The following is a 16,023-nucleotide window of genomic DNA, read 5'->3' as shown; positions in this document are numbered from 1 at the left end:
AGACCATGAAGCAACGGTTGCTGGTGATAGGTAATGGCATGGCGGGAATGCAGATGGTGGAGAGCCTGCTGCAACGTGCACCGCAGCGCTTCGCCATCACGGTCATTGGCCGCGAGCCGCACGGCAATTACAACCGTGTGCTGCTCTCGCCGGTGCTGGCGGGTGAAACGCCGTTCAGTGAAACGCTGATCCACGATCGCGACTGGTATGAGCGGCACGGCGTCACGCTGCTATCCGGCGAAACCGTGCTGCAGGTCGATCTGTCGGCACGTACAGTGCAGACCGATTATCGCCAGCTGGGCTGGGATCGGCTGGTGTTTGCCACCGGTTCACAGCCCCGTTTGCCCGCCATTCCCGGCATCAACGCGGATTGCGTACTGGGTTTTCGCAGTATCGCCGACGTCCGGCAACTCCTGGCGTGCCAGGGACCGGTGGTGGTGTTGGGCGGTGGTTTTCTCGGCATTGAAGCGGCGGCGGCACTCTGTGCCCGTGGGCGTGAGGTTACGCTGGTTCATCACAAACCCTGGCTGCTGGATCGCCAGCTGGATGCAAAGGCGGGCGAGCTGTTGCTGACGGCACTCCAGCAGCGCGGTATCCGCTGCGTGCTGAACAGCGGACTCACGGCGATTGACGAGGCGGGTGTGACGCTGACCAGCGGGCGTCACTGCGCCGCCACGCAGGTGGTGATTGCCATCGGCGTTCAGCCGGAGATAACGCTGGCGCAGGCAGCGGGTCTGCCGTGTCAGCGCGGCATTCTGGTCGATGGGCAGTTACGCACAGCGGTCCCGTCGGTGTACGCCGTAGGCGAGTGCTGCGAAATTGCCGGCGAAACCTTTGGCCTGGTCGCACCCTGCCTGACGCAGGCGCAGATTCTGGCCGCACAGCTGGCGGGGTCGCCACTGGCGGATTTTGTCAGCCAGCCGCAGGCGACGCGGCTCAAAGTCAGTGGCATTTCGCTGTTCAGCGCCGGGGATGTCAGTGAGGCACCCTCCATCAGCAGTTTTGATCCGATCTCCGGCGACTACCGCCGTCTGTTTCTTCGTCAGGGCCGCCTCTGTGGCGTATTGCTCTCTGGCGACACCCGGCAGGGTCCCGCGCTGCTGGCGCGTCTGCTGCACACCGAAGCTGTCACGCTCGAAGCCCTGTTCGATTCCCGTCAACCTGAACCGCAGCCGCAGGCTGCAGAGAGTCCTGAGATGAGTAAACCGGTATTAGCCGTGGTGGGTCACGGCATGGTCAGTCACCACTTTCTTGAACAGCTGGTTGCCCGCGAACTGCATCAGCACTACCACATCGTGGTTTACGGCGAGGAGCGTCAGCAGGCTTACGATCGGGTGCATCTGTCGGACTATTTCAACGGCAAAACGGCCGACGATCTGTCGCTGGTCAGCGCGGACTTTTTTACCCTGCACGGCATCGAACTGCGCAGCGGCTGCGCAGTCGTAGCGATCGATCGTCAGCAGCGCAGTCTGCGTGACAGCGCGGGCAATGAGCTGGCGTGGGATAAGCTGGTGCTGGCTACCGGCTCGCGTGCTTTTGTACCGCCGGTACCGGGCCACGATGGCGAACGCTGCTTTGTCTACCGCACGCTGGATGACCTTGATGCCATTGCTGCCTGCGCCCGCAATAGCCAGCGCGGCATCGTGATTGGCGGCGGCCTGCTGGGTCTGGAGGCGGCGAATGCGCTGCAGCAGCTCGGGCTGGAAACGCATGTGGTGGAGTTTGCGCCACGCCTGATGGCAGTGCAGCTCGATGAGGGCGGGGCGCTGATGCTGCGCCAGAAGATCGATGCGCTGGGCGTCACGGTTCACACCTCAAAACAGACCGAACTGATTGAGCGTCAGACCAACGGTAGCGTGGTGCTGCGCTTTGCTGACGGCAGCAGTTTACCCGGCGATCTGGTGCTGTTCTCCGCCGGTATCCGGCCGCGCGATGAGCTGGCACGTGAAGCGGGCCTGACGCTGGGACCGCGCGGCGGCATTGAGATTAACGATCGCTGCCAGACCAGCGATGAAGAGGTGTTTGCCATTGGTGAATGCGCATTGTGGAACGGTCAGATCTTCGGTCTGGTCGCGCCAGGCTATCAGATGGCACGCGTGCTGGCCGGGCATCTGGCGGCTGAATCCACCGCCTTCAGCGGCGCGGACATGAGTACCAGACTGAAACTGCTGGGGGTGGAGGTGGCGTCGTTTGGTGACGCGCATGGCCGCACGCCGGGCAGTCAGCACTATCACTGGACCGACGGGCCAAAAGGCATCTACAAGAAAATCGTGGTTTCTGCCGACAGCACCCGGCTGCTGGGCGGCGTGCTGGTCGGTGACAGCAGCGACTACGCCACGCTGCTGCAGATGATGCTCAATGAGTTACCGCTGCCTGCCGCGCCAGAAAGCCTTATCCTGCCTGCGCTGTCGGAGGCGCCGAAAGCGCCAGGCGTCGCGGCGTTGCCTGACAGCGCCCAGGTCTGCTCCTGTCACAACGTCAGCAAGGGCGAAATCTGCGCGGCGGTGAAAGGCGGATGCGGTGAGATGAGCAGCATCAAAAGCTGCACCAAAGCGGCTACGGGCTGCGGCGGCTGTGCGGCACTGGTAAAACAGGTGATGGAGTTTGAGCTGGAAAACCTCGGTGTCGAGGTAAAAAAAGATATCTGTGAACATTTCAGCTATTCGCGCCAGGAACTTTATCACCTGGTGCGGGCCGGTGAGTTCAGAACCTTTGATGCGCTGCTGGCGTCGCATGGGCGGGGGCAGGGTTGTGAAGTGTGCAAACCGCTGGTGGCGTCACTGCTCGCCTCATGCTGGAACGACTATCTGCTAAAACCGGCGCATCTGCCGTTGCAGGACACCAACGACCGCTATTTCGCCAATATCCAGAAAGATGGCACCTATTCGGTGGTGCCGCGCGTCCCGGCGGGCGAAATCACGCCGCAGGGGTTGATCGCGATTGGCGAGGTGGCGGCGCGTTACGATCTTTACACCAAAATCACCGGCGGTCAGCGTATCGACCTGTTTGGCGCGCGGCTCGATCAACTGCCTGATATCTGGCAGACGCTACTGGCGGCGGGTTTTGAAACCGGTCACGCCTACGGCAAGTCGCTGCGCACTGTGAAGTCCTGTGTGGGGTCGACCTGGTGCCGCTACGGCGTGCAGGATTCAACCGCTTTCGCCATTGCGCTGGAGAACCGCTACAAGGGGCTGCGCGCCCCACACAAGATCAAGATGGCGGTATCGGGCTGTACCCGCGAATGTGCGGAAGCGCAGAGCAAAGATATCGGGGTGATCGCCACGGAAAAGGGCTGGAATCTCTATGTGTGTGGCAATGGCGGCATGAAGCCGCGCCACGCCGACCTGTTCGCCAGCGATCTCGATGATGCCACGCTGCTGCGTTATGTCGACCGCCTGCTGATGTTCTATATCCGCACCGCAGACAGGCTGCAGCGCACCAGCGTCTGGATGGACAATCTGGAAGGCGGCCTGGACTATCTGCGTCAGGTGGTGATTGAGGATAGCCTCGGTCTGGGCGAGACGCTGGAGCAGGAGATGCAGCGGGTGGTGGACGCGTATCAGTGCGAGTGGCAGACCACGCTGGCGGATCCTTCACGACTTGCGCTGTTTACCCCTACGGTCAACAGCGATCGCCCGGATGAGACGCTGCACTACAGCCGGGTGCGCGGTCAGCGTCAGCCGGAGGCCGTTACCGATCGTCCGCTGTTACCGCCGCCAGCCGAGCCGTGGAGCGCGGTGTGTACACTGGAGGCGATTCCTCAGCAGGCGGGGATCGGGGCGCGACTGGGTAGCGAACGTGTTGCGCTGTTCCGCTTTGGCGATGCGCTTTTTGCGCTGGAAGACCGCGAACCCGGCAGCGACGCCAGCGTGCTCTCACGTGGGATCCTTGGCGATGTGGGCGGCGAGCCGGTGGTGATCTCCCCGCTCTATAAGCAGCGGATACGGTTGCGTGACGGACAGAGCCTGGATAACCCGCAGCATCAGCTGCGCTGCTGGCCGGTGAAGTTGGAAGCGGGTCAGATCTGGCTGGCAAATCGTCCGCTGGATCAGCTGGCGCAGGCATCATGAACAGTACCTGTCCCTATTGCGGCGTCGGCTGTGGCGTCTGCGTCACCCCGCAGGGGGCGCATCAGGCAACCGTGATCGGCGATCCGCACCATCCCGCGAATGCAGGTCGGTTGTGCGTAAAAGGCGCAGCGCTGGGCCAGACCCTGACGCCGCAAGGGCGTTTGCTGAACGCCGAGGTTAACGGGCAGCGCGTCAGCCTGGACGCTGCGCTGGATGCGGCGGCGGCGGGATTGCGGGCGGTTATCGATCAGTATGGCCCGCAGGCGGTGGCGTTTTACGGCTCCGGCCAGCTGTTGACCGAGGATTACTACGTCGCCAATAAGCTGATGAAGGGCTACATCGGTGCAGCCAACATCGATACGAATTCGCGGCTCTGCATGGCGTCGGCGGTGGTCGGTTATAAGCGGGCGCTGGGGGCCGATGCGGTGCCCTGCTGCTATGAGGATCTGGAGCAGGCCGACCTGGTGCTGCTGGTGGGGTCTAATGCTGCCTGGGCGCATCCGGTGGTGTGGCAGCGGCTGATGCAGGCGAAGCTGCAACGTCCGGCGATGTGTATTGTCGTTATCGATCCGCGGCGTACGGCGAGTTGCGATCAGGCCGATCTCCACCTGCCGTTGCGGCCCGGCAGCGATACGGCGTTGTTTTCCGGTCTGCTGCACTGGCTGGCGCAGCAGGATGGCATTGATGCCAGCATGTTGCCGCACCTGAATGGTGTGGACGAGACGCTGACCGCCGCAGCGCAGTGGGGTGTGGCGCGAGTGGCAGAGGCATGTGACTTAACCGTGCAGCAGGTCGCGCACTTTTTCCAGCTTTTCAGCCAGCACGATCGGGTGCTGACGCTATGGTGCATGGGGATTAATCAGTCCGCCACCGGCAGCGACAATAACCAGGCGATTCTTAATCTGCATCTGCTGACGGGCAAAATAGGCCGCGCGGGCTGTGGTCCTTTTTCGCTGACCGGACAGCCAAATGCCATGGGCGGACGGGAGGTGGGTGGCCTGGCGAATCAGCTGGCGGCGCATATGAATTTTACTGAAGCGGATTGCGAACGGGTGCAGCGTTTCTGGCGCAGTCCGGCCATTGCCCGGGAACCGGGACTGACTGCACTGGATCTTTTCCGGGCACTGGCGGATGGCACGGTGAAAGCAGTGTGGATTATGGGCACCAATCCGGCGGTGTCGATGCCTGAGGGCAACCGCGTCGCGCAGGCGCTGGCGGCCTGTCCGCTGGTGATTGTATCAGATGTGATGGCGCAGACCGATACCAGCGCCTTTGCCAATATTCTGCTGCCCGCCCAGGGGTGGGGCGAGAAGAACGGCACGGTGACCAATTCCGAGCGGCGTATTTCACGTCAGCGCGCTTTTGCCGCCGCACCCGGTGACGCCCGGCCTGACTGGTGGTTGCTGTCGCAGGTGGCCAGGCGTTTAGGGTTTGATGAAGGCTTTAACTGGCAGCATCCGGCAGAGATTTTCCGTGAGCATGCGGCGTTGTCAGGTTTCGAGAACCGGGGCGCCAGGGCGTTTGATATCAGCGGCCTGGCGCAATTGAGTAATGCTGACTGGGATGCGCTGCGTCCGGTGCAGTGGCCGGTTAACGCGGCCTGTCCGCAGGGCTGCGCCCGGCTGTTTGGCAATCGTCGGTTTTTTCATCCGGATGGTAAGGCCCGGTTGCGGGTGCCGGCCACGCCGGTTGTCGCCCCGCGCGAACCGGCGTATCCGTTGTTGATGAATACCGGACGGGTGCGCGATCAGTGGCACACCATGACGCGTACCGGGCTGGTGCCGCGTCTGATGCAGCATTGCGATGAACCGTTTGTCGCGCTGCATCCGGCGGATGCGGCAACGTATGGCGTGACGGCGGGCGGACTGGCGCGGGTGCAGTCTGTTCAGGGCTGGATTAGCGTGCGGGTGCGTGTCGATGCCGGGATGCGGCGCGGCGAGCTGTTTGTGCCGATGCACTGGAACCGGCAGTTCAGTCAGCAGAGTCACGTCGATTTACTGGTGGCCGCCCGCGCCTGTCCGTTTTCGGGGCAGCCCGCGCTGAAGCAGACGTCGGTGCGGATTCTGCCGTTGAGGGTGAGCTGGCAGGGCTGGCTATGGCAGCGCGAGATAGCGCAGCCCACAGGGTTGCGTTACTGGGCGCGTACCCCCTATCCGGCGGTGCAGCGTTATGCGGTGGCGGGCGAGGGCTCGCCGCAGGTCTGGCTGGACGGGCAGGTTGTTCTTTCAGGCTGTCACAGGCAGGTTGCGACCGGCAGCGGCAATGATTACCGGTTGCTGGCATGGCGTGACGGCGAGTTGCAGCTGGCGTTTTATGCCGGCTCCGTGTTGCCGTCGATTGATAGTGCGTGGGTCGCAGAGGCCTTTAGTCATGCGCCGCAGGATGCGGCAGGGCGGCACAGTGTACTGGCAGGACAGCCCGCGCAGGGCGCGGCCACGGGACGGATTATTTGCAGTTGTATGGCGGTGGGTGAGCAGACGATTTTACAGGCGGTGGCGCAGGGGTGTCGTACAACTCAGGCGTTGGGCGAAAAGCTAAAGTGCGGCACGCAGTGCGGCTCCTGTATTCCGGAGCTGAAGCAGTTGTTGCTGTCCGAAGTGATGTCGGAGGAATGATGACACGAGCAATTGATTCTCTGGATAAGTTACTGGCCCCGGTGGATGCCGTGTCGCAACAGGGCGCGGTGTGGCTGGTGGGTGCGGGCCCTGGCGATGTGGAACTGCTGACCGTTAAGGCGTTGCGGTTGCTGCAGCGTGCTGAGGTGGTGGTATATGACCGGCTGGTGAGTGACGCGGTGATGGCGGAGGTGCCGGAGCAGGCGTTGTGTATTGATGTGGGTAAGCAGCCGGGGCAGCATGGTCTGAAGCAGGCGCAGATTAATCAGTTGCTGGTGGAACTGGCGCGCAGTGGACGCAATGTAATCCGGCTGAAGGGGGGCGATCCGTTTGTTTTTGGTCGCGGAGGCGAGGAGATGGTGAGCGTGCAGCAGGCCGGGATTCGCTGTGAGGTCGTGCCAGGGATTACGGCGGCTGTGGGCTGTGCGGCAGCCAGCGGAATTCCGTTGACGCATCGGGATTGCGCGCAGTCTTTGCGGTTGATTACCGGGCATGGGCGGAACGGCGAGCCGCAGCTGGAGGCGGCTGCGCTGACGGCGGTGAATCAGACGCTGGTGTTTTATATGGGGTTGAGCTGGAGTGCGTCGATCAGTGCGCAGTTGCAGGCGCAGGGACGTGATGCGGAGACGCCGGTGGCGATTATTGAGAATGGGACCCGGCCCGATCAGCGGGTGTTGATTACCACGCTGGGGGGATTAGCGGAGACGGTGGCGCGGGATAAGCCGGTGTCTCCGTCGTTGCTGATGGTGGGTGAAGTGGTGCGGTTTTATCGGGCGGATTTGCAGGTGCGGGGTGGGGAGACGGTGAGCCGGTGCGTCGTGCAGGAAAGACCTGCCTGATCGCAAAGGGATCCCGCATCCCTGCGGACTGAGCTCGCCATCCCTGGCTCGCACACTTTGCTCTTCAGGCAGGGCTTACCTGCACTGTTGGCATTGGTGCGGGGTTTTGCGGGATCAGGTCTGGATTGAGTGGGCGTATGTCTTGGTGGTAAGGCCGGAACGGTGCGGCAAGACGGTGCGGCAAGACGGTGCGGCGTGCAGGAAAGGCCTGCCTGATCGCAAAGGGATCACGCATCCCTGCAGGCTGGGCTCGCCATCCCTGGCTCGCACACTTTGCTCTTCAGGCAGGCCCTTCCTGCCCGGCTGGCGGCGGTGCGGTTTTTTTTGGGATCAGATCTGGATTGAGTGCGGTTGATGAGAGTGGAAGTGCCCGAGCAGGACGAAAAGAGCAGTCCAGTGTGGGAAGGCAGGTGAGGGTTGGTAAGACGGTGCGTCGTGCAGGAAAGGCCTGCCTGATCGCAAAGGGATCCCGCATCCCTGCGGACTGGGCTCGCCATCCCTGGCTCGCACACTTTGCTCTTCAGGCAGGCCTTACCTGCACGATTAGCGATAGTGCGTGCTTACAGTGGAGGCACCATCGTGCAGGTGCACTGTATAAAAGACGATGGAGCTTTAGCTGGCTTTAAAGCTCCTCCCACGCAGGCAGGTTGTGAACCTTTTTTCGATATGCGTGAAACAGTGCCATTGTTGTACCGAAGAACAGACCTGCGATCAGATTGGGTATCAGCGAATAGTTGTCGTCAGACACGCCCGGAAGAGAAGGCAATAAGAGCAGCAGTGGCATCATCAGCGTGTACATGCTGGCAAACACCACAAGATTGAGCCAGAAAGGAGTGAAACTCGGGGGTGGAAGATGGATATTCATTTTCCATAACAAACGATGTAATGGCGGAGCAGAGTGACTCGGCCATATTTTCTTCGCTGCCATCAGGGCTAAAGCCCGCGCTTTCCTGCGCTCGAAAATCTCGTTTTTCATCGTTTTATCATCCGGTACATCCCTGCTTAGCATTCGCTCTGGAGCGTAACTTAATCCTGTGGCTGTCTGATGACAGCGAGTGGCTGAATCGATGTTGTTTCAACAAGCATTACATCGCCCGCTTCAGCGGCAGCGGGGCCACCAGCACTTTCACGCCTAACGCTTCAAACGCTTTGACCTGTGCAGTGCTGATGCCGCTGTCGGTGATCAGGTAGTGAATATTGCTCCAGTCACAGGGCAGCGCGAACATCGAAACCTTGTCGATTTTGCTGGAGTCAGCGACCACGTAAACCGTGCTGGCGGATTTGATCATCGCCAGCTTTACCTTGATGTCGGTTTCACTGGGGAAGCTCAGGCCCAGACGCGGTGAGATGCAGGCGGTCGCCAGGAAGAGTTTACCGGCCAGCACGTTTTCGAAGAAGCTGGCCGCCTTTTCGCCGGAGGTAGAGAGCGTCGGAAATTTAAAGGTACCGCCGGTCAGCAGGATGTTGATCCCCGGCTCGCCGCCCAGTTTCAGGGCGATATTCACCGCGGTTGTCACGACCGACAGGCGGCGGATGTGGCTGATGGCATCGGTGATCGCGGTGGTCGTGGTGCCGGAATCGAAAATCACCGTGTCGCCATTTTCGATATGCTGCGCCGCCAGCCGGCCAATCGCCTCTTTCTCTTCCAGATGTGTCTGCCGCTCCAGCAGCATCGCCCCGGTATTCTGTTTGCCCGTCATCAGCGTCGCGCCACCATGGTAGCGCTGCACAAAGCCCTGTTTTTGCAGCATGCGAAGGTCGCTGCGTAAGGTGGCTTCGGTCAGTCCAAAGGTCTCCGTCAAAGCTTTAACCGTGACCGTGCCATCCTCACGGATCATCTCCAGAATTTTCTCGCGGCGTTGCTGCATGTCAGCGAACTGCTCACTTTTGCTTTTCAATCGAAATGCTCCCTTTTCCAATAACCTGAGAAGTCGGGCGAACAAGGTCTTTGTGGCTGAGTTTAACGCGCCATTTTTATGAATGCGAGATAGCCTGATCTGCCTTTGGTTTTCGAACGAAAATATAAAATGTGAAGGTTATTGAATCTCTCACGCTTTCCGGATTGCAACCAGCTGCCTTTATTTCGGGACTGGAAGCCAGATCACGTCTTTTCAATCAGATAAGCCGCTTTACAGGGCAGATGGTCGAAATTTGATCTGCTCCACACAACATTTCTTTTCGATAGCTTATATTTTTGTTCGAAAATGAGTGAGTCAACGGCATCGGCAAAAATCTGAGGGGAAGAGTGGGATGAGTGGTGAATATGACGTAAACCTGCGCTACGGCGTGGATACCGCAATGAATCTGGCCGGCAAAGTGGCCGTCGTGACCGGCGGGCTGGGCGGTATCGCGATGGCGACCAATGGCATGTTGCTGGAGAAGGGCGCGAGTCTGGCACTACTCTATCCGCCGTTTGAAGCAGAGAAGGTGGCCAGCCTGAGGGCAGATTTCCCCGTCGAGCGGGTGCAGTTTGTCTGCTGTGACGTTACCGATCCCGCGTCGGTTGAACAGGCTTTTGACGATGTGGTTTCCCACTATGGCCGGATCGATATCCTGGTGAACTGCGCAGGCTACGTGATGCTGCAGCCGGTGATCGAGACCGATTTTGCCGAGTGGCAGAAGCAGATTGCGGTGAATCTCACCGGGCCTTTTCTCTGCTCACAGGCCGCCGCACGGCTGATGATCCGTGCCGGTGCGGGCGGCAAAATTATTAATATCGCCTCCCAGGCGGCATCCATCGCTATCGACAACCATGTCGCCTACACCTCAGCCAAAGCGGGCCTGCTGGGCATGACCAAAGTGATGGCCAAAGAGTTTGCCCCGCATCGCATTAACGTTAACACCCTGTCGCCCACCGTAGTGCTGACGCCGATGGGCGAAAAGGCCTGGCGCGGCGAGAAGGGTGAGCAGATGAAGAAGCTGATTCCGCTCGGACGCTTTGCTTATACCGATGAGATCGCCGCTGCGGTGCTGTTTTTCGCCAGCAACGGCAGCGACATGATCACCGGCGCCGATTTGATGATCGATGGGGGCTTTACCATCTGGTAAGGCCAATCCAGCACCCGGGAATTCATACCCTGCCATAACGATAAGAGAGAACATCATGAAAAACCGTACCTTGCTGTGCACTGCCGTGGCTGCCTGTCTGGTTTCGCAGGCGGCGTTTGCCGCCGAAAAGGGCACCATTATGATTCTGGTTAACTCACTCGATAATCCCTACTACGCCTCCGAAGCCAAAGGCGCCAATCTCAAAGCACAGGAGCTGGGTTACAAAACGACGGTGCTGTCGCACGGCGAAGATGTGAAGAAACAGAGCGAACTAATCGACGCCGCTATCGGTAAAAAAGTGCAGGGTATCGTGCTGGATAACGCCGACTCCACCGCCAGCGTGGCGGCGATTAAAAAAGCCAAAGATGCCGGGATCCCGGTGGTGCTGATCAACCGCGAAATCCCGGTGGATGATGTGGCGCTGGCACAGATCACCCACAACAACTTCCAGGCGGGTTCAGACGTTGCCAACGTCTTTGTTGAAAAGATGGGCGAAAAGGGCAAATACGCCGAACTCGCCTGTAACCTGGCGGATAACAACTGCGTGACACGCTCGAAATCGTTCCATCAGGTGCTGGATCAGTATCCTGATATGCAGAGCGTGGCGCGTCAGGATGCCAAAGGCACGCTGATCGACGGCAAGCGCATTATGGACAGCATCCTGCAGGCGCATCCGGATGTGAAAGGGGTGATCTGCGGTAACGGCCCGGTGGCGCTGGGCGCCATTGCTGCGCTGAAGGCAGCCGGTCGCAACGATGTCATCGTGGTGGGGATTGATGGCAGCAACGACGAACGCGATGCAGTGAAAGCGGGCACGCTGAAAGCCACGGTCATGTTGCAGGCGCAGGCGATTGCCGCTGAAGGGGTGACCGATCTCGATAACTTCATTCAGAAGGGCGTGAAGCCGGAAAAACAGCGGGTGATGTTCCGCGGCATTCTGATTACCCCGGAAAACGCTAAAGGTGTACAGGACTTTAACTACAAGTCGTAATTAAACGCTGTCGCGCCTGCGAAAGCGGGCGCCAGGGAGAAGATGATGTCCCGAAGAGTCTGGCTGACGCTAGTGGTCTTGCTGTTAAGCGGCTGCAAAATTGTGTCGCAGCAGGAGCTGGCTGCCCTGAAAAATCCCCCCAATCCGAAAATGGCGAACATCGACCAGCTCTGGCAGCAGAAACTGGTGCCACAGGTTCAGGCAGAGGCTAAACCGCTGGCGACGCTGATGAAGTCGCTGCAGTCTGCTAAAGACTTCGACAGTGCCTGTCAGAGCTACGGCTATCGTAGTCAGGCTGAGAATCCCTGTGTCTTCAGCGTCTCGGTTAGCGGCGAGGTGACCGCCGTGAATACCACGTCACGGAGCGGGAAGATGACCGTGAAAGATGAATCAGGTGACAGTGTCACTATTCAGGTGGGGCCAATCATTCGCGGTACCGCTTTGCGGGATGTCTACAAAGGCGTGAGCTATCAGGACTTCAATGACCAGGTGCTGTTTGGTGATTACGGCAAGGCGATTAACCAGCACGCCTCCACTCTGATGCAGCAGTTTGCGCCGAAGGTGGGCGATAAAGTGAGGGTTTCCGGCGTGTTCAGCAGCTGGGACATTCCGCAGCAGCTGCCGGATATCACTCCGGCTGCGATCAACCGGCAATAAGGAGCGGCAGATGCAAAATCCTCAACCGCAACAGTCCGGCGACGTGATTATCGAAACGCGCAACGTGTCGCGTCTTTATCCCGGCGTGACCGCGCTCGATCAGGTCAGTTATCGGGTCTACCGCAATAAAGTTAACGTGCTGATCGGTGAGAACGGCGCCGGTAAGTCCACCATGATGAAGATGCTGGCGGGTGTAGAGACGCCGTCCTCGGGCGAGATTCTGCTGGATGGCAAGGTGGTGTCGCTGAACTCCACGCATCAGGCAGAGAAGCAGGGGATCAGTATCATTTTTCAGGAGCTGAATCTGTTTCCCAACATGAACGTGATGGACAACATCTTTATCGCCAATGAGTATTTCCAGCGCGGGGTGATCAATGAAAAGTATCAGTACGCGCTGGCAAAGTCGCTGCTGGAGCGGCTGCAGCTGGATGTCGATCCTTACGCGCCGCTGGGTGAGCTGGGTATTGGTCATCAGCAGCTGGTGGAGATCGCACGGGCGCTGTCGAAGGATACCCGGGTGCTGATCATGGATGAACCGACCAGCGCCCTGAGCCAGTCTGAAGTGAAAGTGCTGTTTAACGTCATCGATCAGCTTAAGCGGCGTGGGGTCACCATTATCTACATTTCTCACCGGCTGGAAGAGCTGATGGAGATTGGCGATCACATCACCATTTTCCGCGATGGCCGTTTTATCAGTGAGCGCGAGGTACGGGACGCCAGCGTGCCGTGGATTATCGCCCAGATGGTGGGTGACAAGAAAAAGCAGTTCGACTATCAGCCTGCGCCACAGGGGGAAACGGTGCTGGAGGTAGAGGGCCTGACTGCGCTGCATCAGAACGGCGGTTACAAGCTTAATGACGTCAGTTTTACGCTGCGCAAAGGCGAGGTGATCGGCATTTATGGCCTGCTGGGGGCCGGACGCACCGAGCTGTTTAAGGGGCTGATTGGCCTGATGCCCTGTCAGTCGGGCCGGGTACGTTTAGCGGGCAGGGATCTGGCGAAACGCAGCTTCCAGCAGCGGCTGAAAAGTGGCATAGCGCTGGTGCCCGAAGATCGCAAAGGCGAAGGGGTGATTGAACTGATGTCGGTCACCGCCAACATGACGCTCTCTGACTTCAGCCTGCGCGGTTTTCGACGTGCGCTGGGGCTGTTGAATCCTGCCAGGGAGCAGCAGCGGGTCAGTGAGATGATCGGCCATCTGGCGATTAAAGTCAGCGATCCCGACCTGCCGGTTACGGCGCTGAGCGGCGGTAATCAGCAGAAGGTGGTGCTGGGTAAAGCGCTGATGACCGGGCCACAGGTGGTGCTGCTGGATGAGCCAACGCGCGGTATCGACGTGGGTGCCAAAACCGACGTCTATCACCTGATTGGCAGTCTGGCACAGCAGGGGCTGGCAGTGATGTTCTCCTCGTCTGAACTGGATGAGGTGATGGCGCTGGCGGACCGCATTTTAGTGATGGCCGATGGCCGGATAACTGCCGATCTGCCGCGCGCAGCGGCGACGCGAGAACATCTGATTGCGGCATCAACCCCGCAGGATTAAGAGCCTGCCCCATCAGGCTACTTTATTTGTCTGTCTGAACCTGGGCAGTGGTCACACAGGCTGCTTTAGCAACCTGAACGCCCGTCAGGGCGGCCCTGAAGGGGCGAGCACAGCGAGTAATCCTGACGTACTGCGTGTACGTGCCGGTTGTTCCGCGCTGTCCGTGTCCAGACTGCCTGAAACCATTACGCCTGGCGGGCCAGGCTCTAAGCTGGCCGGAGAATTTCATGAACCAAAAATATCTGCTCTATATGTACCTGCTCAAGGCCCGCACCTTTATTGCGTTGCTGATTGTGGTCGGCTTTTTCAGCGTGATGGTGCCGAACTTTCTTACCCCCTCTAACCTGCTGATCATGACGCAGCACGTGGCGATTACCGGCCTGCTGGCCATTGGTATGACGCTGGTGATCCTGACCGGCGGTATCGATCTCTCGGTGGGTGCGGTCGCCGGGATCTGCGGCATGGTGGCGGGCGCACTGCTCACCAATGGCATCCCGTTGTGGGGCGGCAATACGCTGTTTCTCAACGTGCCTGAAGTGATTCTGGTGGTGGCCATCTTTGGCGTGCTGGTGGGGCTGATTAACGGCACGGTGATCACCCGACTGGGCGTCGCACCCTTTATCTGCACCCTGGGCATGATGTATGTGGCGCGCGGTGCGGCGTTGCTGTTCAACGACGGCGGCACCTACGCCAACCTGGTGGGAGTGCCCGCGCTGGGCAACACCGGCTTTTCGCTGCTCGGCTCCGGCACCGTACTGGGCGTTTATCTGCCAATCTGGCTGATGCTCGGCTTTTTACTGCTCGGCCTCTACCTGACGCGCAAAACCCCGCTGGGTCGTTACATCTACGCCATTGGCGGCAATGAGTCCGCCGCGCGACTGGCGGGTGTGCCGATTATCAAGGTGAAAGTCTTTGTCTACGCCTTTTCCGGCCTCTGCGCGGGGCTTGTCGGGCTGGTGGTGGCCTCTCAGTTGCAGACTGCGCACCCGATGACCGGCAACATGTTTGAGATGGATGCCATTGGTGCCACCGTGCTGGGCGGCACGGCGCTGGCAGGTGGACGTGGCCGGGTTTCCGGCTCGATTATTGGCGCTTTCGTTATCGTCTTCCTGGCGGATGGCATGGTGATGATGGGCGTCAGCGATTTCTGGCAGATGGTAATCAAAGGTCTGGTGATTGTGACTGCGGTAGTCATCGACCAGTTCCAGCAACGTCTGCAAAGCAAAGTGGTGCTGCTGCGTCGCCATGAAAAAAAGCAGCAGGCAGCCCCCCTTACTGATGTTCGTCACAGTTAACAGGAGCGATTATGAGCCGCGAACAACGTGGAAAAACAGTGGTGATAACCGGTGCCTGTCGTGGCATCGGGGCCGGGATCGCGGCGCGTTTCGCCCGCGACGGGGCCAGGCTGGTGATGGTGTCGAATGCTGACCGGGTGTTCGCTACAGCCGACCAGCTTCAGCAGCAGTATGGCAGTGAGATTCTGGCGCTGCAGGTCGATATCACGGATGAAGCTGCGGTGCAGCAGCTCTATCAGCAGGCCTTTGAACGCTTTGGTCAGATCGACGTCTCGATACAGAATGCGGGCGTGATCACCATCGACCGCTTCGACACCATGCCGAAAAGCGACTTTGAGCGGATTCTGGCGGTTAACACCACCGGCGTCTGGCTTTGCTGCCGTGAAGCGGCGAAATATATGGTGCAGCGGCGCAGTGGCAGCCTGATCAACACCTCATCGGGGCAGGGACGACAGGGCTTTATTTACACGCCGCACTACGCCGCCAGCAAAATGGGGGTGATAGGCATTACCCAGAGTCTGGCGCTGGAGCTGGCGCCGTGGAACATTACGGTCAACGCTTTTTGCCCTGGCATCATTGAGAGTGAGATGTGGGATTACAACGATCGCGTCTGGGGCGAGATCCTCAGCAGCGAGGATAAAACCTACGGTAAAGGGGAGCTGATGGCGGAGTGGGTGAAAAATATTCCGCTGAAGCGTGCCGGTCAGCCGGAAGATGTCGCCGGACTGGTGGCGTTTCTGGCATCAGAGGATGCGCGATACATCACCGGGCAGACCATCAATGTGGATGGCGGGTTGATCTTCTCCTGATGCGGTGAGAGATCGCAGGCCTGCTGTAAACGCAGGCCTTTTTCTGACCCGGACTTTTCTGTTATATGCACAATTCGCCGCTGCTGTCCTGCATCGCCGTCACAATATGTTAAGGTAATAGCTGATGATTTTTGTTTAATTGCAGCTACGAACTAA

Annotated in this window: 11 protein-coding genes; 9 read left to right on the top strand and 2 right to left on the bottom strand. The window is 59.4% G+C overall.

Annotated elements, in window-relative coordinates:
- Positions 1 to 5: 5 nt before the first annotated feature.
- From nirB to cobA, 3 genes are read left to right on the top strand one after another with little or no spacing between them, the layout of a single operon-like run.
- The gene (gene nirB, locus ACX8ZY_RS11510) at positions 6 to 4,070 is read left to right on the top strand and encodes a nitrite reductase large subunit NirB (protein ID WP_158131759.1); all 4,065 of its coding nucleotides are present in this window, start codon (positions 6 to 8) and stop codon (positions 4,068 to 4,070) included.
- Positions 4,067 to 6,685 carry a nitrate reductase gene (locus ACX8ZY_RS11505; protein ID WP_010245802.1) on the top strand — a complete coding sequence of 873 codons (2,619 nt, stop codon included), beginning with the start codon at positions 4,067 to 4,069 and terminating at the stop codon, positions 6,683 to 6,685. The genes nirB and ACX8ZY_RS11505 overlap by 4 nt, the downstream gene beginning before the upstream one ends.
- Positions 6,685 to 7,524 (top strand): uroporphyrinogen-III C-methyltransferase, encoded by an 840-nt coding sequence (gene cobA, locus ACX8ZY_RS11500; protein ID WP_010670001.1) that lies wholly within the window; start codon positions 6,685 to 6,687, stop codon positions 7,522 to 7,524. Before ACX8ZY_RS11505 ends, cobA begins: the two co-directional genes overlap by 1 nt.
- Before the next feature lie 622 nt (positions 7,525 to 8,146).
- Here the strand turns inward: cobA and ACX8ZY_RS11495 are convergent.
- A complete protein-coding gene (locus ACX8ZY_RS11495) occupies positions 8,147 to 8,500 on the bottom strand; it encodes a DUF6404 family protein (RefSeq protein ID WP_233273058.1) in 354 nt (117 codons plus the stop codon).
- A 109-nt stretch (positions 8,501 to 8,609) separates the two neighbouring features.
- Entirely contained in the window at positions 8,610 to 9,422 is an 813-nt protein-coding gene (locus ACX8ZY_RS11490; protein WP_010245789.1) for a DeoR/GlpR family DNA-binding transcription regulator, read from the bottom strand.
- Positions 9,423 to 9,774: 352 nt separating this feature from the next.
- Between ACX8ZY_RS11490 and ACX8ZY_RS11485 the strand changes: the two genes are divergently transcribed.
- From ACX8ZY_RS11485 to ACX8ZY_RS11460, 6 genes are all read left to right on the top strand, one after another.
- Positions 9,775 to 10,572: a GolD/DthD family dehydrogenase gene (locus ACX8ZY_RS11485; protein WP_010245786.1), complete on the top strand. Its 798-nt coding sequence runs from the start codon at positions 9,775 to 9,777 to the stop codon at positions 10,570 to 10,572.
- 55 nt (positions 10,573 to 10,627) lie between these two features.
- Complete coding sequence (locus ACX8ZY_RS11480; RefSeq protein ID WP_010670004.1) at positions 10,628 to 11,563, top strand: D-ribose ABC transporter substrate-binding protein; 936 nt, start codon at positions 10,628 to 10,630, stop codon at positions 11,561 to 11,563.
- A gap of 45 nt (positions 11,564 to 11,608) precedes the next feature.
- Positions 11,609 to 12,220, top strand: a complete 612-nt coding sequence (locus ACX8ZY_RS11475) for a DUF2291 family protein (RefSeq protein WP_010670005.1) — start codon at positions 11,609 to 11,611, stop codon at positions 12,218 to 12,220.
- Between the two features lie 10 nt (positions 12,221 to 12,230).
- Positions 12,231 to 13,763: a sugar ABC transporter ATP-binding protein gene (locus ACX8ZY_RS11470; protein ID WP_033757441.1), complete on the top strand. Its 1,533-nt coding sequence runs from the start codon at positions 12,231 to 12,233 to the stop codon at positions 13,761 to 13,763.
- Between the two features lie 227 nt (positions 13,764 to 13,990).
- Positions 13,991 to 15,058: an ABC transporter permease gene (locus ACX8ZY_RS11465; protein WP_010245772.1), complete on the top strand. Its 1,068-nt coding sequence runs from the start codon at positions 13,991 to 13,993 to the stop codon at positions 15,056 to 15,058.
- 11 nt (positions 15,059 to 15,069) lie between these two features.
- The gene (locus ACX8ZY_RS11460) at positions 15,070 to 15,867 is read left to right on the top strand and encodes an SDR family oxidoreductase (protein WP_459259921.1); all 798 of its coding nucleotides are present in this window, start codon (positions 15,070 to 15,072) and stop codon (positions 15,865 to 15,867) included.
- Positions 15,868 to 16,023: the final 156 nt, after the last annotated feature.

The sequence above is a fragment of the Pantoea sp. XAF26B01_ASV70 genome (genome assembly GCF_054512635.1).
Note: the sequence above shows the minus strand (reverse complement) of the source record. Positions and strands in the feature narration are given on the sequence as shown.